Raw genomic sequence first — 18,575 nt, 5'->3', positions numbered from 1 at the left:
GGAAGGGTGTGTTGTTCTTTCGGGCCCCATCGCGGGCAAGCCCGCTCCCACAATGGTCGGTGTTGAACACTCACCTTGTGTATGGCACCAATCCCCTGTGGGAGCGAGCTTGCTCGCGATGAGGCCGGAACATTCACCGAGAAACTCCAAGGGTCGACCCACGAACAATCAACCGCGCCGAAAAATCCAGCGTCCGCATCGCCCCGTCATCCCCGCGCAGCCGCTTGAGCAGACACTCAAACGCACCGGCGCCGATCTCGGTGGTTGGCTGCGCGAGGGCGGTGATGCCGCTGCCCACCAACGGGTACCAATCCAGGTCATCGAGGGCGATCAAGCCCAGGTCGTCGAACAGGTTGATGTTGAGTTCACGCAACGCATGGGTGCTGGCCAACGCCGCGATCCCGTTGGCGCAGAACAGCGCTTTCGGACCGGGCCCGGGCGTTTCGAGGAAAGTTTTCAGTCGGGCGGTCAGTTCGCTGCCGGTTTCGATCGATGTGCCACGAAGCGCCGGGCGCTGTTCGATTTGCGCCTTGAAGCTGTTGACCCGCTCGATCCGCGAGCTGGTGCCGTCAAACGGTTCAGTCACCAGCAACACATCGCGATAACCGCGTTCTTCAAGATGGGCGAGGGCCATCTCGACGGCCTGCGGGTTGTTCAACCCGACCATATCGCTTTCGAGGTGCTCGACCTTGCGATCCACCAGCACCAGGGGCATTTCCCGGTGCAGTTCGTGCAACTCATCACGGTGATGACCGAGGGTGTTCACGATCAGGCCTTCGATGTTGTACGAGCGCAGCAGTGCCAGGTGCTGGCGTTCCTGTTCGTCGTCGCGGTCGGTGTTGCACACCACCAGACTGTAACCGTGCTGACGACAGGCGGTTTCCACCCCGTGCATCACGGCAATTGAATAAGGGTTGCGGATGTCGGCCACCAGCATGCCGATCAGGCGGGTGCGCCCGCGTTTCAGGCCGCGGGCCATCTGGTTCGGGCGGTAGCCGAGTTCGGCGATTGCCTGTTCGATGCGCTGGGCGATGGCATCGGAGAGCAGGGCGCGATCATCGCCAATGAACCGCGAAACGCTGGCCTTGGAGACCTTGGCGTGTTCGGCCACGTCGAGCATGGTCACGCGGCTGCGCTGGGCGGCGGAGAAATCGTTCACGGTCTGAAACCTTCTTATTGGATTTATAAGGTCGAGTGCTGCGTGAGACAGCACTGAAACCGGTTTCAGAAGACACCAAAAGCCATTTCGCCGTCAAGCCCCGAATGGTTTTTTGTCGAACAATCACCGACAGGTGGCGCACAGGCCAGCACGCTCAACCACGCCGAACCCAGCAACAACAAGCCCATGCAGCGATTGAAGCGTTGCATGGCAGCGGGTGAGTGCAACCAGCGGCTCGACCCGGCACCGAGCATCGCCCAGACCGCGAGGCATGGCAGGGAAACCAGGAAAAACACCAGCGACAAATACATCACGTGCACGGCGCGATGATCGCCAGTCCCGGCGAACACGCTGACCACCGCCAGCGCCATCATCCAGGTTTTCGGGTTGATCAGTTGCAGGCTGGCCGCTCCCCGCCATCCGAGACGCGCCTGGCCATGGCTGGCGGCAATGGCCGTCGCCGGAGCGCTGTAGATCTGCCAGGCCAGATAGCTCAGCCAGGCTACGCCGGCCCATTGCATGATGCTTTGCAATGCAGGCCATGCCGTCAGTGACGAACCCACGCCGGTACCCACCAGCAGTACAAGGGTCGCGGCGCTGGCACAGGCACCGAAGATGATCGGCATGGCGGCGCCAAGGCCGTGTCGGGCACTGTTGCTCAGCACCAGAATGTTGGTCGGGCCGGGGGTGATCGAGGCCACAAAGGCGAACAGCAAAAAAGGCAGCAAGGTCGGGAACGAGGGCAGCATCGCGGGGTAACTCCAGTGAAGATCAGTGAAGCCGATCTTCACAATCCGCAGGCTTATCTGTCTGGAAGATTTGAGCAGCGTTTGCGGTACAGCGCCGGCGTCAGGCCGTAGGCGCGCATGAACCAGCGGCCCAGATGGCTCTGGTCGGCAAAACCCAGTTGCATCGCCACCGCCGCCGGTTGTTCGCCACGCGCCAGCAGGCGCCGGGCGGTGGCCAGGCGCAGTTGCACCAGATACGCGTGGGGCGCCATGCCGAAGGCTGCCTTGAACGCGCGGGTCAGGCGAAAGCGGTCGACGCCGGTGACGGCGGCCAGTTGATCGAGGCCGATGTCGTATTGGGCGTTGGCATGCAGGTATTCCCGGGCCTTGTGCGCCACTTGCGGCAGACGCGGGTCCTGGCCATCGCGGGCGCGCCAGTGCAAATGGCTGGTCAGGCGTTCGAGCAAACCGTCGAGGGCGGTCTGGCGGACGATCTTCAGCTCACCGCCATGCAGGGTTTCAAACGCCAGGCTGGTGGCCCGGGCCAGGCGCGCGTCGCTGGCCAGGGTGGCGGCGAAGCTCAGTTGGCTGTTGTCGGGGGCATGCTCGAACACGGCGCCGAGTTCGCGCTGCAACCACTGCGGGTCGAGGTACAGCATGCGGTAGGTAAAACCGTCGGCGGTCGGCGCTTCGCCGTCATGGATATCACCGGGCTCGAGCAAAAACACCTTGCCCGGGGTGCTCTGGTGCCGGGCCCTCCGGCAATTGAATTGCTGCACGCCTTGCTCGGTGACGCCCACCAGATAACTGTCATGCCAGTGCGGGTCATAGGCGTGACCTTCGAAATGCGCGCGCAGGGTCTCGATGCCGGTGTCGGCATCCTGGGCCAGGTCGATCCAGTTGTGAGAAGTCATGCTGCACCTGCACGGCGAATAGACCGACCCATTTAACGCCCGCGCCGAGCTCGCTGACTAGAACGTTTGTGCAGCTTTCAGTTGAACAGCCCGGCGGCGATGTTGATCGAGAACCCGAGAATGGCTGTGTTGAACAGAAAACCGATCAACGACTGCGCCAGCACGATCTTGCGCAAGTCACGGGTGGCCACGCCGACATCCGAGGTCTGCACCGCCACGCCGACGGTGAACGAGAAGTACAGGAAGTCCCAGTAATTGGGCGTCGTCAGGCCTTCAGCAAAACGCAGCGCCGGCTCTTTGCCTTCCCAGGTGTAAAACAGGCGCGCGTAGTGCACGCTGAAAATCACCCCGATCAGCAGCCACGAACCGATCACCGTCAGCGCGGTGAAGCCGTAATGCAGGAGCTTGCGGGTGGTTTCCAGGTCTTTGCTGCCCGCCAGTTCGAAGGTGATGGTCGCCAGGCTGGCCAGTGCCGCAATGCATACCACCAACAGCACCAGCCCGGCGTTTTCGTCTTCGATCTCGGCAATGCGTTTCACGTCGGTCGCTTTCGAACGCACAACGAGCCAGGACATCAGGATCAGGTAGATCCAGACACCGGTATTCCAGCCGATGAGGATCTTGCTGACCGGCGAATCGGCAGGCGCCAGAAAGCCCACCGCGATGCCCAACAGGATGGCGGCGGACAGGCGAGGGTGGGTGCGGGCGAGGAAGATCATGGAGGCTCGATGGGCTTTGGGCTATGCCAACACCTTAGCCCAGGTAACCACAATCTTGAAGTCACCGAGATCCCCTTGTGGGAGCGAGCCTGCTCGCGATTGCGGACTGACAGTCAACTTAGTCATTGACTGACACACCGTCATCGCGAGCAGGCTCGCTCCCACAGGGATTGGTGTTGGGTCAGGTGGTTTTGTGGCGCTTGCGCACCAGCTTCATCACCACCACAAAAAACACCGGCACGAATACCACGGCCAGCGTCGCCGTGATCATCCCGCCGATCACCCCGGTGCCGATGGCCTGCTGGCTTGCCGAACTGGCGCCGGTGGCGATCGCCAGCGGCACTACGCCAAGGATGAACGCCAGCGAGGTCATGACGATCGGCCGCAACCGCAGGCGTGCCGCTTGCAGGGTGGCGTCGACCAGGTCGTGGCCTTCGTCGTACAGGCTCTTGGCGAACTCGATGATCAGGATCGCGTTCTTCGCCGACAGGCCGATGATGGTGATCAGCCCGACCTTGAAGAACACGTCGTTGGGCATACCGCGCAAGGTCACGGCCAGCACCGCGCCGAGCACGCCCAGCGGCACCACCAGCAGCACCGAGGTCGGGATCGACCAGCTCTCATACAACGCCGCCAGGCACAGGAACACGATCAACAGTGACAGCCCCAGCAGGATCGGTGCCTGGCTGCCGGACAAACGTTCCTGCAGGGACAACCCGGTCCATTCCTGGCCCAGGCCTGCCGGGCCTTGCGCCACCAACCGCTCGATTTCGGCCATGGCCTCACCGGTGCTGTGGCCCGGTGTCGGTTCGCCGGAAATGCTGATCGCCGGGTAGCCGTTATAGCGGGTCAACTGCGCCGGGCCCTGGGTCCACTTGGCCTGCACGAAGGCCGACAAGGGCACCATTTTTCCGTGGGTGTTGCGCACGTGGATCTTCAGCAGGTCTTCGACCTGGCTGCGCTGATCGCCCTCGGCCTGGACCACGACGCGTTGCATCCGACCCTGATTGGGGAAGTCGTTGATGTAGGCCGAGCCCACGGCGGTGGACAGCACGTTGCCGACGTCGGCAAAGGACACCCCCAGCGCGTTGGCCTGCTTGCGGTCGACCACCAGCTGCACCTGTGGCGCCTCGGCCAGGGCGCTTTCGCGCACGTTCATCAGGACCGGGCTTTTTTCCGCCGCGGCGAGCAGCTCGGTGCGGGCTTCCATCAACTTCTCATGGCCGAGACCACCACGGTCCTGCAGACGGAACTCGAAGCCGCTGGACGTACCCAGGCCATCCACGGGTGGCGGCAACACGGCAAAGGTCACCGCGTCCTTGATCTGGCTGAGGGCGACGTTGGCCCGGTCGGCAATCGACGCGGCCGAATCGTCGCTACCGCGCTCCGACCAGTCCTTGAGCGTGCTGAACGCCAGCGCCGCATTCTGCCCGCTGCCGGAGAAACTGAAGCCGAGGATCACCACGCTGTCGCGGATGCCCGGTTCGCCGGCGTTGTGCGCTTCGACCTGCTCGGCCACCTGCACCGTGCGGTTCTTGCTGGCACCCGGTGGCAACTGGATGTCGGTGATGGTGTAACCCTGGTCTTCCACCGGCAAAAACGAAGAGGGCAGGCGACTGAAGGCCAGGCCCAGACCGAACAGCAATACGCCGTAGATCAGCAGGTAGCGCCCGGTGCGTTTCAGCGCGTAGGCCACCCAGCCCTGATAGCGCTCGGTCAGTCGCTCGAAGCCGCGGTTGAACCAGCCGAAGAACCCGGTCTTTTCGTGGTGCTCGCCTTTGGCGATCGGCTTGAGCAATGTCGCGCACAGGGCCGGGGTCAAGGTCAGGGCGAGGAAGGCCGAGAACAGGATCGAGGTGGCCATCGACAGCGAGAACTGCTGGTAGATCACCCCGACCGAGCCCTGCATGAACGCCATCGGAATGAACACCGCGACCAGTACCAGGGTGATGCCGATGATGGCCCCGGTGATCTGCTGCATGGCCTTGCGCGTGGCTTCCTCGGGCGACAGGCCCTCGGTGGCCATGATGCGCTCGACGTTCTCCACCACCACGATGGCGTCGTCCACCAGGATGCCGATGGCCAGCACCATGCCGAACATGGTCAGCACGTTGATCGAAAAACCCAGCGCCAGCATCGTCGCAAAGGTGCCCATCAACGCCACCGGCACCACCAGCGTCGGGATCAGCGTGTAGCGGATGTTCTGCAGGAACAGGAACATCACCGCGAACACCAGCAGCATCGCCTCGCCGAGGGTGTAGACCACCTTGGTGATCGAGACCTTGACGAAGGGCGAGGTGTCGTACGGAATCGAGTACTCGACGTTCGCCGGGAAATAACGCTTGAGTTCGTCCATCTTCGCCCGCACCAGGGTCGCGGTGTTCAGGGCGTTGGCGCCGGGCGACAGCTGCACGGCGACGGCGGTGGACGGCTTGCCGTTCAGGCGCGTGGAAAACTGGTATTCCTGGCTGCCGATCTCGACCCGTGCCACATCGCTGATGCGCACGGTCGAGCCGTCCGGGTTGGCCTTGAGGACGATGTCGGCAAACTCTTCAGGCGTCGACAACTGCCCCTTGACCAGAATGGTCGCGGTGATTTCCTGGGTGGTGCGAGTCGGCAGATCGCCGATGCTGCCCGCCGACACCTGGGCGTTCTGCGCGACGATCGCGGCATTGACGTCCGCTGGCGTCAGGTTGAAGGCGAGCAGTTTCTGCGGGTCGATCCAGATCCGCATCGCCCGCTCGGCGCCGTACAGCTGCGCCTTGCCGACGCCGTCCAGACGCTTGATCTCGTTCATCACGTTGCGCGCCAGGTAATCGCTGAGCGCCACGTCGTCGAGCTTGCCGTCACTGGACGTCAGGGTGATCAACAGCAGGAAACCGGAGGAGACTTTATCCACCTGCAAACCTTGCTGGATCACCGCCTGTGGCAGGCGCGACTCCACGGCCTTGAGGCGGTTCTGCACGTCCACCTGCGCCAGTTCCGGGTTGGTCCCCGGCTGGAAGGTAGCCTTGATGGTCGCGCTGCCGAGGCTGCTCTGGGATTCGAAATACAACAGGTGATCGGCGCCGTTGAGCTCTTCCTCGATCAGGCTGACCACGCTTTCGTCCACGGTTTGCGCCGAAGCGCCCGGGTACACGGCGTAGATTTCGATTTGCGGCGGCGCCACATCGGGGTATTGGGCCACCGGCAGTTGCGGAATGGCCAGGGCACCGGCCAGCAGGATGAACAGGGCGACCACCCAGGCGAACACCGGGCGGTCGATAAAGAACTGCGGCATAAAAAGCGTCCTGCTTACTGACCAGTCATCTGGGCGAGTGGAAGAGGGGTGTCGTCGATCTGCACTTTCTCGCCGGGGCGGGCGTGCTGCAGGCCCTCGATGACAATGCGGTCGCCTGCTTTCAGGCCACCGGTGACGATCCAGCGATCATTCTGCACGGCGCCGAGTTCGACCGGCTGCTGGCCGACACGCTGCTCGGAGTCGAGCAGCAGCACCTGGGCGATACCGGCGCTGTCGCGCTGGATGGCCCGTTGCGGCACGCTGATGCCCTGCTGGTTGACCGCCTGTTCCAGGCGCACGCGCACGAAACTGCCGGGCAGCAGGTCGAGGTCGGGATTGGGGAATTCGCTGCGCAGGATGATCTGGCCGGTGCCGGGGTCGACGGTGATGTCGCTGAACAGCATTTTGCCCGGCAGCGGGTAGAGGCTGCCGTCATCCTGAATCAGCGTGGCCTTGGCCTGGTCCTGGCCGACCTGCTGCAACTGGCCGGAACGGAAGGCCCGGCGCAGCTCGTTGAGTTCGCGGGTGGACTGGGTCAGGTCGGCGTGAATCGGGTTCAGTTGCTGGATCAGTGCCAGCGGCGTGGTTTCGTTCTGCCCCACCAATGCCCCTTCGGTGACCAGCGCCCGGCCGATGCGCCCGGAGATCGGCGCGGTGACGGTGGCGTAGCCGAGGTTCAGCTTTGCCCGCTCCACGGCGGCTTTATTGGCGGCGACGTCGGCGGCAGTCTGCCGTGCGTTGGCCCGGGCGTTGTCGTAGTCCTGGCCGCTGATGGCCTTGTCGTCGATCAACTGGGCGTAGCGCTGCTCCTGCAACCGGGCCTGGAACGCGTTGGCCTCGGCCTTGCGCAACGCTGCTTCGGCGCTGTCCAGGTCGGCCTTGAACGGCGCCGGATCGATGCGGAACAACACATCCCCTTGTTTGACGTCACTGCCTTCGCGGAAGGTCCGCTGCAAGACCACGCCGGCCACGCGGGCACGCACTTCGGCCATGCGCGGTGCGGCAATCCGCCCGCTCAGTTCGCTGCTGATGGTCAGTGGCTGCGCTTCGATGGTCTCGATGCGAACCGTGGCCAGCGGCGCCTGTTCCTCGGCGTTCGAGGCCTTGTCACACGCGGCCAGTGTCAACGCCAGAGCAATCAGACTGAGCCTGGCAAGCAGATTCTTCGACATGTAATACCCCATTAAAGACTCCCGGCATGCTACCGGGCGCAGGCGAGGGTAGCGGTGAAGCTTTGTTGGTGCTGTGTGAAATTGTGTAAGGGTTTTACTCAGAGACGGGTGAGGGCGTATATCCTTCAGTCCTTGATTTCTATTGCGCCTGAGAGATCGCTTTCGCGGGCAAGCCCGCTCCCACAGTGGTCGGTGGTGTTCATATCATTTGTGTTCACCGCAAATCCCTGTGGGAGCGGGCTTGCCCGCGAAGAGGCCGGAACAGACGCCAAAGCACTTTCTGGAAACACCCCATGCCCAACATCCTCCTGGTCGAAGACGACACCGCCCTCGCCGAACTGATTGCCAGCTACCTGGAGCGCAACGGTTATTCCGTCAGCGTGATCGGTCGTGGCGATCATGTGCGCGAACGTGCGCGAGTCAGTCCGCCGGACCTGGTGATCCTCGACCTGATGCTGCCAGGCCTCGACGGCTTGCAAGTCTGTCGCCTGCTGCGCGCCGACTCGGCGACCTTGCCGATCCTCATGCTCACCGCCCGCGACGACAGCCACGATCAGGTGCTGGGCCTGGAAATGGGCGCCGACGACTACGTCACCAAACCCTGCGAGCCACGGGTGCTGCTGGCACGGGTGCGGACCCTGTTGCGACGCAGCAGCCTCGGCGAGCCGCAGACCGCCAATGACCGCATTCTGATGGGCAACCTGTGCATCGACCTGTCGGAGCGCACCGTGACCTGGCGCGAGCAGTTGGTCGACCTGTCCAGCGGCGAGTACAACCTGCTGGTGGTGCTGGCCCGGCATGCCGGTGAGGTGTTGAGTCGCGACCAGATCCTGCAGCGCCTGCGCGGCATCGAATTCAACGGCACCGACCGTTCGGTGGACGTGGCGATCTCCAAGCTGCGGCGCAAGTTCGACGACCACGCCGGCGAGGCGCGCAAGATCAAGACCGTGTGGGGCAAGGGCTATCTGTTCAGCCGTTCCGAGTGGGAATGCTGAGCCGATGTTCAGGATCCTCTTTCGCCTGTACCTGGTGACCATCGTCTCGTTCAGCGCCGCGATCTACCTGGTGCCGGACCTGGTGGTCAAGGTGTTCCACGAGCGCTTTGTCACCTACAACCTCGATTATTCGCGAGGGTTGCAAACCCTGATCGTCAAACAGTTCCACGGGGTCCCGGCCGAACAGTGGCCGGCCCTGGCCGCTGCAATGGACAAGGACTTCTCTCCTCTGCACATCGTGCTCAGCAGCAATGACGACAGCAGCCTGACCCCTGATGAACAGCAGCGCTTGCGTCGCGGCGAGAACGTCGTGCGCGTGGGCGACTGGGGCTGGCGCACGTTGGCGGTCGCGCCGCTGAATGAGCACACCGTGGTGCAAATGGTGGTGCCGCCGGACCCGCTGGACGTCAACCTGTTGTACTGGAGCATCAACGTACTGATCGGCGCGACCATGCTCGCCTGCCTGTTGCTGTGGCTGCGCCCGCACTGGCGCGACCTGGAACGCCTCAAGGGCGCTGCCGAACGTTTCGGCAAGGGCCACCTGGGCGAGCGCACGCAAATCTCCCCGAGTTCCAACATCGGCAGCCTCGCCGGTGTGTTCGACACCATGGCCGGCGACATCGAGAACCTGCTCAACCAGCAGCGCGACTTGCTCAATGCGGTGTCCCACGAGTTGCGCACGCCGCTGACGCGCCTGGATTTCGGCCTGGCGCTGGCGCTCTCCGAAGACTTGCCGACAGCCAGTCGCGAACGCCTGCAAAGCCTGGTGGCGCACATTCGCGAACTCGATGAGCTGGTGCTGGAGCTGCTGTCCTACAGTCGCCTGCAAAACCCGGCGCAACTGCCGGAGCAGGTCGAGGTGTCGCTGGATGAGTTCATCGACAGCATTCTTGGCAGCGTCGACGAAGAGCTGGAGTCCCCGGAAATCGTCATCGACGTGCTGCTGCACGGCCAGCTCGAACGCTTCAGCCTGGACCCGCGCCTGACCGCGCGCGCCTTGCAGAACCTGCTGCGCAACGCCATGCGCTATTGCGAGAAACGCATTCAGATCGGTGTGCAGGTATCCGCCGACGGCTGTGAGATCTGGGTCGACGATGACGGCATCGGTATTCCGGACGACGAGCGTGAGCGGATTTTCGAACCTTTCTACCGCCTCGACCGCAGTCGCGACCGTGCCACCGGCGGCTTCGGCCTGGGACTGGCGATCAGCCGCCGCGCACTGGAGGCCCAGGGCGGCACCCTGACGGTAGAAGCCTCGCCACTGGGTGGGGCGCGGTTTCGCTTGTGGTTGCCGACGCCGCGTTGAATACGACAAACGGCAGCCGCTTCTGTCAGATTTTACAGTAGCAAGGCGCTGCGCTTGCGCGTTTCATTGATCTGCGACATCACGAGAAGGTGGCAGGGCGGGAGGAGAAGAATGAGCGCGCCAATAACAAGAGCCTGCGGGCAAGGCACAATCAGTGCAATCAGGGACGTCAGGGTCGAGAGCGTGTCGACAAAGTTCGCGATGGTCTTGCCCGATGGCGGCCGCAGCAGGTTGGCGATCAGGATCGGACCCAACATCACCGCAGGGGGGAGCGCCTGTTTTCTGGTTGGCGATGCGGTGAAATTTACCCTGACGAAGGGGGCTGGCGGAGAGCTGTTGAAGGCACACGACCTTGAGAAGTCGGGCGTCGACGGCAAGGCCACCTGAGGTCTGGCGCGGTCTTTTTACGACCCCGCAAGCCATTGTCGGTGCCTCAAGTGCTCAAGCGGCTGCGCAACAGCTTGGCCATCTCCTCCAGGTCCGTCATCGGCTGATGCCCGATGAGCATCCAGGCGTGTTCCGTGTCAGCCCAGTACACGATGTTCAGCTCGCGCCGCTGCTCCCGGGCCAAATGCCGGATGCCGTTATTGGAGCGGGTGACACACAGCGCCATGGGGCCGTGCGCCGGATCGAGGTAGGTGATCTGGGCGATGGGTGCACCGTCGTACTCGAGAATTTGCGCACGCTTGAACTCGGCACGCGGCAGGCTCAGTTTGGCCGGCGCGAGCTCGAGGCCCAGGCGGGCATCGATGGTCCGCAGCTGGGCCCGCTGGGTGGTCTCGTCAGCGGGCAGATGATCGAGGGTTTCCGGCACGTAGAGCGCCATGTAGTCGGCCACCAGGCCACGCCAGTTGTGGGTCTGTTGACTCGCTTGCCAGCCGAGAAACAGGCGGTCCGCCAGCACGCCGCCGGCTACCAGCCCGGCTGCGGCGGCAAGAAACCAGCGCCGGCTGAGCCCCGGGCGCACGGGGGAGGGCAGCGTGGCGAGCATGCCTTGCAGGCGGTCCACCGGCGCCTGCCGGGCCAGTTCATCGTAGGCCTCCTTGAAGGGCAGGCTGCTGCGATCCAGCCATTGCAGGCGCAGGCTGAGCATCGGGTCGGCGATGAGGGCCGCGTCGATGCGCGAACGCTGCTCGGCGTCGAGTTGGTTGTCGAGGTAAGCCACCAGTTGTTCGTCCGAGGGTATCGCGTTCATCAGTGTTCTCCTCGGTTGGGGGTGGGCACCGTGTGCAACGGTGGATACTCGGCCAGTTTCGCCCGCGCCGCGGCCAGGCGGCTCATGACCGTGCCGATGGGCACTTGCAGCACGTCGGCGACTTCGCGATAGGACAAGCCTTCGACGTAGGCGAGAAACACCGTTTCGCGCTGGGCCTCGGGCAATGCATCGACACGGCGGATGACCTGTGCCGCCAATACGTGGGTCTGCGCCACGGACTCCCCATCGAACGACAAGGCCTGATCGGCATCCACCTGGCCCTGACCCTGACGCACCCGCTGGGCGCGGACTTCGTTGAGCCAGATCGAATGCAGAATGCTCAGCAGCCAGCGGTCCATGCGCGTCCCCGGCACATACTGTGCGGCCCGCTCCAGCGCCCGCACACAGGTCGCCTGCACCAGGTCATCGGCGATATGCCGTTGTCGGGACAACAGCAGGCCGTAGCGCCATAAACGCGCCAGATGCTGGTTCAGTTCCGTTCGTATTGCCTGATCGCTGGCGATGGCGACCTCCGTCCGCTCGGGTTGTCAGGTTTTCGATGAACCGTCGATGGCTTCGGCCAGGTCCTGGTACTCCTCGCACCGGGTGTTGCCGCAGATGGCCTTGATCTGCTGCAGTTGCTCCTGTGCAAGGTCCAGCCGGCCTTTGATCACATAGGCCTCGCCAAGGTACTCGCGGACTTGCGCGTACTGCGGGTCGAGCTTCACCGATTGCAGGTAATAACCGATGCCTTCGTCGGTACGCCCCAGTTTACGCGTGGCGTAGCCGCGATAGTTCAGCGCTTTTGCGGTATTTGGCTGTTTCAGCGTGTCGAGCAGGGCCAGGGCTTCTTCATAACGCCCGTCCTTGGCCAGTCGATAGGCGTAGTTCGTGCGGTCTTCGTCGGGCACCAGGTTGCTGGTCTGCTTGACGCAGCGCTGCGATCGGGTATCGAGCACCTGGCCTTTGGGGCAATTGGGCTTGGCGGGCGCCTCGTCGTCGCCGCCACCGCCGTTGGCCAGGGCCAGGGAGCCGGACAACGCAACGGTCAGCAAAAGCGGGGTCATCAGAGCTGAAAAACGAATATTCATGGGCATTGCTCCACAGGTTGATGCGTTTCAGATCAGGTCGCGCCCCGTCGGATGCAGCGCAAGGTTGATGTGATGAGAACACCTCAGCATGAACAATTATTCGTTGCGTTCTGGCGGTGTTTTCAAGGAAAGCACATAGCGCAGCGCTGTGTGCGCTGAAGATCCCGGTGGGAGCGAGCTTGCTCGCGATGAACGATGACGCGGTATCAACCCAGCAAACGAATCGGAGCCCCTGCCGACCAGGCCTGGATGTCCTCGATCATTTGCGAGAAAAACAGCTGGTAGTTCTGTTGGCTCACGTACCCGACATGGGGCGTGGCCAGCACGTTGTCCAGGGTCCGGAACGGATGGTGGGCGGGCAGCGGCTCATGCTCGAAGACGTCCAGGGCGGCACCGGCCAGCCGTTGTTTCTGCAGCGCCTTGATCAACGCCGCTTCATCGACAATCGGCCCGCGAGCGGTGTTGACCAGCAGGGCCGTGGGTTTCATCCAGCCCAGTGCCTGGGCATCCACCATGCCGCGACTGCGCTCACTGAGCACCAGGTGCACCGACAACACGTCGGCCTGCTCGAACAGTTCCTGCTTGCTGACATGGGTCACGCCGGCTTGCGCCGCACGCTCGGCGGTGAGGTTTTCACTCCAGGCGATGACACGCATGCCGAACACCTGACCGAACTGCGCGACGCGCTGGCCGATGCTGCCAAGGCCGAGGATCGCCAGCGTCTTGCCGTGCAGGTCGCCACCCAGGCCTTGTTGCCACTGGCCGGCACGCAAGGCATTGGCTTCGGATACCAGATTGCGGGTGGCGGCCATGATCAGCGCCCAGGTCAGTTCCGGCGCGGCGTGTTTGTAGCTGTCGCTGCCGCTGACCTGAATGCCCAGTGCGGCGGCGGCTTTCAGGTCGAGGGCAGCGTTGCGCATGCCGCCGGTCACCAGTAGCTTGAGCCTGGGCAGGCGACGCAACAGGTCTTCATCGAAACGGGTGCGCTCGCGCATCACGCAGATCACTTCAAAACCGGCCAGGCGCTCGGCCAGTGTCGCGTTGTCGGCGGGGTAGTCATGGAGAAAACTCACCTGGCCGACGCTGTCCAGCGCCGACCAGTCCACCACATCCCGCGCCACGTCCTGCCAATCATCAAGCACTGCAATCTGCACAGGCATCAGCTTTTCCTCTTCAACGCACGGGGTTGGTCTTGTTCAGCCAGGCGAGCAGCGCCTGGTGGAATCGTGCCGGTTCTTCCATCTGCGGCGCGTGGCCCAAGCCGGGGAATTCGACCAGCGTGGACTGGGGAATCAGCTTGGCCACTTGTTTGCCGAGGACGTCGTAGTGCCCGATCTTCGCCTTGACCCCGGGAGGGGCGATGTCACTGCCGATGGCGGTGGTATCGGACGTACCGATCAACAGCAGGGTCGGCACTTTCAGGTCCTTGAATTCGTAGTACACCGGCTGGGTGAAGATCATGTCGTAGATCAGCGCCGAGTTCCAGGCGACTTGCGTATGTCCCGGGCCCTTGTTCAAGCCGGCGAGCATGTCGACCCAGCGATCGAATTCCGGTTTCCAGCGACCGCCGTAATAGGTGCTGCGTTCGTAGTTGCGGATACCCTCGGCGCTGAGCTTGAGTTCGCGCTCGTACCATTGATCGACCGTGCGATAGGGCACGCCGAGGGCTTTCCAGTCTTCCAGGCCGATGGGGTTGACCAGTGCCAGTTGCTCGACCTGTTCGGGGAATTGCAAGGCATAGCGCGTAGCGAGCATGCCGCCGGTGGAATGCCCCAGCAGGGTGGCTTTCTGGATGCCCAGCGCCTTGAGCAATTGCTGGGTGTTCGTCGCCAGTTGCTGGAAGCTGTACTGATAGTGCGCCGGTTTGCTGGAGGTGCAGAAGCCGATCTGGTCCGGGGCGATGACCCGGTAGCCGGCATCGCTCAGGGCTTTGATCGAGGTGTCCCAGGTGGCGCCGCAGAAGTTCTTGCCGTGCATCAGCACCACGCTGCGGCCATTGGCCTTGCCGTGGGCAGCGACGTCCATGTAACCCATTTGCAGGGATTGGCCCTGGGATTCAAAGGCGAAGTGCTTGAGCGTGTACGGATAATCGAAGCCCTGGAGTTCGGGGCCGTATTGCGGTCCTTCGGCGAGGGCGATGGCAGGCAGTACAGCGCTCAGCAGCAGAGCGGGTAACCAGCGGGAAAAGGGACGCGACATGGGACGGCTCCATGGAAAATCCGCCCATGCTGGGTCGGTTCGATTAGGGCGGTATTAAACACAGGCAATCATCGCCCTGTATGGTTCAACCCATCCAGCCCAAAGTCGCCATGGCCAGCACGCCGTAGCGGGCACCTTTGGCCAGGGTGACGATCAGCAGGAAGCGCCCTAGCGGCTCGCGCATGACCCCGGCGACCAGCGTCAGGGGATCGCCGATTACCGGCAGCCAACTGAGCAGCAAGGACCAATGGCCGTAGCGCTGGTAATGCAACCGGGCTTTTTCCAGGTGCCGGGGGCTCACCGGAAACCAGCGCCGGTCGCGGAACCGTTCGATCCCGCGCCCCAGCCACCAGTTAAGCAGCGAGCCCAGGACGTTGCCCAGGGTTGCCACTGCCAGCAATGCCCACAGCCAGTAGCGGTCGCTGAGCAACAGGGCGACCAGCACGGCTTCGGATTGCAGCGGCAACAGCGTGGCGGCCCCGAATGCCGCGAAAAACAGCCCGAAGTACGCGCCGGACATCAATGGGCGGGGTAGTCCGCAACCACCACGTCGGTGCCGTCCTTTTTCAGGCCGATGACCTGATAGGCATCGCTCATGCCGTCCATTTCCATGCCGGGCGAGCCCATGGGCATGCCGGGGGCGGCGACGCCCAGCAGATCGTCGCGCTTGCTCAGGGCCAGGACCTGGTCGGCCGGCACATGGCCTTCAACGAACTTGCCGTTGATCAACGCGGTGTGGCACGACGCCAGGCGCGGCGGCACGCCGTGCTGTTGCTTGAACTCGCTCATGTTGGCTTCGACGTGGTCCTCGACCTTGAAGCCGTTGGCTTCAAGGTGGGTGATCCATTTTTTGCAGCAACCACAATTGGCGTCGCGGTGGACTTCAATCGGGATCAGGTCGGCGGCCTGGGCAAGGGAGGACAGAAGCAGGGCGCTCAGGGCGATCAGGCGCAGAGGGTTTCGCATGGGGTTCGTCTCGGCTAACGGGCAAAAAAATGCATTCTGACCATTTTATCCGGTCAGGCATTCAAGGAGTGTTTCCAAGTACTACAAAGATTCGCCTTTCGATGATGCGGGATGAATGCTGTCAGGCAGATGAGAGACACATTACAAAATCGTCAGGTTGAAACGCCGAGCGTAAGTAGCGGTGTTGGTACAAGCCAACTAGTCGCTATGTGCGAAAAGTCAGAAAGGCAATTCTTTGAAGCGCCAAGCCCCCAATAAACAGTAAGCTTACAGTATGTATCTTGGCATCAAGGACCCTGACGCGAAGTTCAATGCGCTGGAATACTTCGCGTCGCAACTGGACAATATCCAGAGCAACAATCTTAAGGGAAACAAGTACGCCAATTACTTGATTCCCGAGTTCAAGAAAGCGATCTACGTCCTGTAAAACCTGGAAACCTACGGCAAGAGCAACGGCCCCATGGCGAGGCCAGGCAGCAGTCTCTCGGCCAAGGCCTGACGCGGTGTTGCCCGGCCCGCCCGGTTCGCCCGGCGGGCCGGTGATCCTCAGCGGTCGAGCAGTTTCATGACTTCTTCCGGATAACGCAGGCCAGCGGTGGCATGTGGCGCAAAGATCGTCTCCAGCGCCTGCAGTTCCTCAGTGTCCAGCTTCACCTGCAGAGCGGCCACGTTTTCCTCCAGGTATTGGCGTTGCTTGGTGCCCGGAATCGGAATCAGGTAATCACCCTGAGCCAGTACCCACGCCAGCGCCAGTTGCCCGGCGGTCACGCCTTTCTCTGCCGCGAGCGCCTGGACGTGCTGCACCAGCAGCAGGTTTTTCGCGAAATTTTCGCCCTGGAAGCGCGGGCTGAAACGGCGATAGTCGTCTGCCGCGAAGTCATCCGGACTTTTCAACGCACCGGTCAGAAAGCCCCGGCCCAACGGGCTGTAAGGCACAAAGGCGACGCCCAGACGCTGGCAGGCCGCCAGGCAACCGTTTTCTTCCTGATCACGGCTCCACAACGAATACTCACTTTGCAGCGCACTGATCGGGTGAACCTTGTGCGCGCGTTCCAGGGTCGCCACCGAGGCCTCGCTCAGTCCCAGGTAACGCACCTTGCCGGCACTGACCAGTTCGGCCATGGCACCGACGGTTTCTTCGATGGCCACCTGCGGGTCGATGCGGTGCTGGTAGTACAGGTCGAGGGTGTCCACGCCGAGGCGTTTCAAGCTGCCGTCGATGGACTGGCGAATGTATTCCGGTCGCCCGTTGACGCCCCTGGCGCCGGGGTTTTCCGGGTCGCGGACGATGCCGAACTTGCTGGCCAGGAACACCTGGTCGCGCTTGCCGGCAATGGCCTTGCCGATCAGTTCTTCATTGGTGTGCGGGCCGTACATGTCGGCGGTATCGAGAAAATTGACCCCCAGTTCCAGCGCGCGATGCAGGGTGGCCGTGGCTTCGCGGGTATCGGTGCCGGTGGTGTAGAAGTCGGTCATGCCCATGCAGCCCAGGCCGATGGCCGACACCAGCGGACCGTTTTTTCCCAATTGACGTGTGTGCATGAAATCAGCTCCCTGTGAAGTGAATGGCCATTGTTCGCCTCGACAGAAACTAGATAAACCGGCTAAAACCGCTATCACTATTCGTAAAATCCAAACAATCCATCGGTGGAACCAGCAATGGACCGTTTCAACGCCATGCGCGTCTTTACCCGTATCGTCGAACTCGGCGGCTTTGCCGGGGCCGCCGACAGCCTGCAATTGCCCCGGGCCTCGGTCACGACCCTGATCAAGCAATTGGAGGCGCATCTGGGGGTGCAACTGCTGCAACGCACCACGCGGCAGATCAGCCTGACGCTCGACGGCGCGGCTTATTACCCCCGTTGCGTGCGTTTGCTGGCGGACCTGGAAGAGACCGAAGCGGTCTTCAGTGCCGCACGCCACAATCCCAAAGGGCTGTTGCGCGTGGACATGCCGGCGGGCGTGGGGCGACTGGTGGTGATTCCGGCACTGCCACAATTTACCGCACGCTATCCGTTGATCGAACTGGAAATCGGCTTGAATGACCGTCCGGTGGACCTGATTCGCGAAGGCGTCGACTGTGTGTTGCGCGGCGGCTCGCCGCTGGACGATTCACTGGTGGCACGGCCACTGGTGATGATGGATCAGGTGACCTGTGCCAGCCCCGGTTATCTGCAACGCCACGGCACGCCGAGTACCCTGGATGACTTGCGCGGGCACCGGATGGTCGAGTACTTCTCCGGCATCAGCGGCAAGCGTTTCGGGCTGGAGTTTGTCGTGGATGGCCAGGTGCAGGCGCTCGATTTGCCCAAGCAGGTGGCGGTCAACAGTGCCGATGGTTATCTGGCGGCGTGCGAGGCCGGGTATGGACTGGTGCAGACGCCGTACTATCACGTGGCGCGGCAACTGGAGGAGGGGCGTTTGTATGAAGTGCTGCCCCAAGTGCCGCCACCGGGCATGCCGATGACGGCGCTTTATCCGCCGCACCGCCAGTTATCCCGGCGGGTGCGTGTGTTTGTCGATTGGCTGGTGGAGCTGTGTGCCCAGCCTGGCAATGACTTTTACCGCAAGGATCGAGGACGTTGAACAGCCGTTAACGGTGTGGGTTGTAACCCGGTCCGCCATGGTCGTAGTAGTGATCGTGATGCCAGCCACCGTGCGGGAAAACAATGCAACCGCTCAGGGTCAGGATGGCCAGCAGGGGAATCAGCAGTGTGATTCGACGCAACATTTGAAACTCCTCATGGTTATCGCCGCAATGAAGCTAAAACTCTTCATCGGCTGTAACATGAGACCCCGCTTGTAGCCCCTTATCCCCGAAACAGGGTAAGCGCTTGGCATGCATGTCGAT

19 protein-coding genes and 1 pseudogene are annotated in these 18,575 nt (G+C 62.7%); 4 read left to right on the top strand and 16 right to left on the bottom strand.

All coding sequences use genetic code 11. The features are described 5' to 3' along the window. Window positions 1-133 precede the first annotated feature (133 nt). The 6 genes from AB4O16_RS02840 to AB4O16_RS02815 form a co-directional block, all read right to left on the bottom strand. Window positions 134-1,159: a LacI family DNA-binding transcriptional regulator gene (locus tag AB4O16_RS02840; protein WP_460156939.1), complete on the bottom strand. Its 1,026-nt coding sequence runs from the start codon at window positions 1,157-1,159 to the stop codon at window positions 134-136. A gap of 65 nt (window positions 1,160-1,224) precedes the next feature. After that, the gene (locus tag AB4O16_RS02835) at window positions 1,225-1,908 is read right to left on the bottom strand and encodes a LysE family translocator (RefSeq protein ID WP_460156938.1); all 684 of its coding nucleotides are present in this window, start codon (window positions 1,906-1,908) and stop codon (window positions 1,225-1,227) included. 53 nt (window positions 1,909-1,961) lie between these two features. Beyond that, a complete protein-coding gene (locus AB4O16_RS02830) occupies window positions 1,962-2,801 on the bottom strand; it encodes an AraC family transcriptional regulator (protein WP_160385445.1) in 840 nt (279 codons plus the stop codon). A gap of 77 nt (window positions 2,802-2,878) precedes the next feature. After that, a complete protein-coding gene (locus tag AB4O16_RS02825) occupies window positions 2,879-3,520 on the bottom strand; it encodes a DUF1345 domain-containing protein (protein WP_160385446.1) in 642 nt (213 codons plus the stop codon). A gap of 181 nt (window positions 3,521-3,701) precedes the next feature. After that, on the bottom strand, window positions 3,702-6,800 hold the full coding sequence (locus AB4O16_RS02820; RefSeq protein ID WP_460156937.1) for a multidrug efflux RND transporter permease subunit: 3,099 nt from the start codon (window positions 6,798-6,800) through the stop codon (window positions 3,702-3,704). 14 nt (window positions 6,801-6,814) lie between these two features. Continuing rightward, window positions 6,815-7,972: an efflux RND transporter periplasmic adaptor subunit gene (locus AB4O16_RS02815; protein WP_160385448.1), complete on the bottom strand. Its 1,158-nt coding sequence runs from the start codon at window positions 7,970-7,972 to the stop codon at window positions 6,815-6,817. Window positions 7,973-8,265: 293 nt separating this feature from the next. On the opposite strand from AB4O16_RS02815, the gene AB4O16_RS02810 reads away from it, so the two are divergent. Together AB4O16_RS02810 and AB4O16_RS02805 are read left to right on the top strand one after the other, a co-directional pair. Next, window positions 8,266-8,967, top strand: coding sequence for a response regulator (locus AB4O16_RS02810; RefSeq protein WP_160385449.1), 702 nt, complete (start codon window positions 8,266-8,268; stop codon window positions 8,965-8,967). A 4-nt stretch (window positions 8,968-8,971) separates the two neighbouring features. After that, window positions 8,972-10,273: an ATP-binding protein gene (locus tag AB4O16_RS02805; protein ID WP_460156936.1), complete on the top strand. Its 1,302-nt coding sequence runs from the start codon at window positions 8,972-8,974 to the stop codon at window positions 10,271-10,273. Between the two features lie 32 nt (window positions 10,274-10,305). Here AB4O16_RS02805 and AB4O16_RS02800 read toward each other — a convergent pair whose 3' ends face one another. From AB4O16_RS02800 to AB4O16_RS02765, 8 genes are all read right to left on the bottom strand, one after another. Then, window positions 10,306-10,656, bottom strand: a complete 351-nt coding sequence (locus tag AB4O16_RS02800) for a hypothetical protein (RefSeq protein WP_160385451.1) — start codon at window positions 10,654-10,656, stop codon at window positions 10,306-10,308. Window positions 10,657-10,706: 50 nt separating this feature from the next. Beyond that, the gene (locus AB4O16_RS02795; RefSeq protein ID WP_460156935.1) at window positions 10,707-11,468 is read right to left on the bottom strand and encodes an anti-sigma factor family protein; all 762 of its coding nucleotides are present in this window, start codon (window positions 11,466-11,468) and stop codon (window positions 10,707-10,709) included. Then, entirely contained in the window at window positions 11,468-11,950 is a 483-nt protein-coding gene (locus AB4O16_RS02790) for an RNA polymerase sigma factor (RefSeq protein WP_256678156.1), read from the bottom strand. Before AB4O16_RS02790 ends, AB4O16_RS02795 begins: the two co-directional genes overlap by 1 nt. A gap of 66 nt (window positions 11,951-12,016) precedes the next feature. Next, on the bottom strand, window positions 12,017-12,559 hold the full coding sequence (locus AB4O16_RS02785; protein WP_460156934.1) for a tetratricopeptide repeat protein: 543 nt from the start codon (window positions 12,557-12,559) through the stop codon (window positions 12,017-12,019). A 206-nt stretch (window positions 12,560-12,765) separates the two neighbouring features. Beyond that, window positions 12,766-13,719: a D-2-hydroxyacid dehydrogenase family protein gene (locus AB4O16_RS02780; RefSeq protein WP_460156933.1), complete on the bottom strand. Its 954-nt coding sequence runs from the start codon at window positions 13,717-13,719 to the stop codon at window positions 12,766-12,768. A 13-nt stretch (window positions 13,720-13,732) separates the two neighbouring features. Further along, the gene (locus AB4O16_RS02775) at window positions 13,733-14,758 is read right to left on the bottom strand and encodes an alpha/beta fold hydrolase (protein WP_160385455.1); all 1,026 of its coding nucleotides are present in this window, start codon (window positions 14,756-14,758) and stop codon (window positions 13,733-13,735) included. Between the two features lie 85 nt (window positions 14,759-14,843). Further along, window positions 14,844-15,278, bottom strand: a complete 435-nt coding sequence (locus AB4O16_RS02770) for a YqaA family protein (RefSeq protein WP_460156932.1) — start codon at window positions 15,276-15,278, stop codon at window positions 14,844-14,846. Next, window positions 15,278-15,724 carry a DUF411 domain-containing protein gene (locus AB4O16_RS02765; RefSeq protein WP_160385457.1) on the bottom strand — a complete coding sequence of 149 codons (447 nt, stop codon included), beginning with the start codon at window positions 15,722-15,724 and terminating at the stop codon, window positions 15,278-15,280. Before AB4O16_RS02765 ends, AB4O16_RS02770 begins: the two co-directional genes overlap by 1 nt. A gap of 289 nt (window positions 15,725-16,013) precedes the next feature. Here AB4O16_RS02765 and AB4O16_RS02760 point away from each other — a divergent pair. After that, a pseudogene (locus AB4O16_RS02760) lies at window positions 16,014-16,223 on the top strand (hypothetical protein); the annotation flags it as partial. A gap of 47 nt (window positions 16,224-16,270) precedes the next feature. Here AB4O16_RS02760 and AB4O16_RS02755 read toward each other — a convergent pair. Further along, the gene (locus tag AB4O16_RS02755) at window positions 16,271-17,266 is read right to left on the bottom strand and encodes an aldo/keto reductase (protein WP_460156931.1); all 996 of its coding nucleotides are present in this window, start codon (window positions 17,264-17,266) and stop codon (window positions 16,271-16,273) included. Between the two features lie 117 nt (window positions 17,267-17,383). On the opposite strand from AB4O16_RS02755, the gene AB4O16_RS02750 reads away from it, so the two are divergent. Beyond that, entirely contained in the window at window positions 17,384-18,310 is a 927-nt protein-coding gene (locus tag AB4O16_RS02750; RefSeq protein ID WP_460156930.1) for a LysR family transcriptional regulator, read from the top strand. A gap of 7 nt (window positions 18,311-18,317) precedes the next feature. Here the strand turns inward: AB4O16_RS02750 and AB4O16_RS02745 are convergent, their stop codons facing one another. Next, window positions 18,318-18,455 carry a hypothetical protein gene (locus AB4O16_RS02745; protein WP_178120491.1) on the bottom strand — a complete coding sequence of 46 codons (138 nt, stop codon included), beginning with the start codon at window positions 18,453-18,455 and terminating at the stop codon, window positions 18,318-18,320. Window positions 18,456-18,575 lie beyond the last annotated feature (120 nt).

This window comes from Pseudomonas sp. S2_H10 (assembly GCF_054668285.1).
Note: the sequence above shows the minus strand (reverse complement) of the source record. Positions and strands in the feature narration are given on the sequence as shown.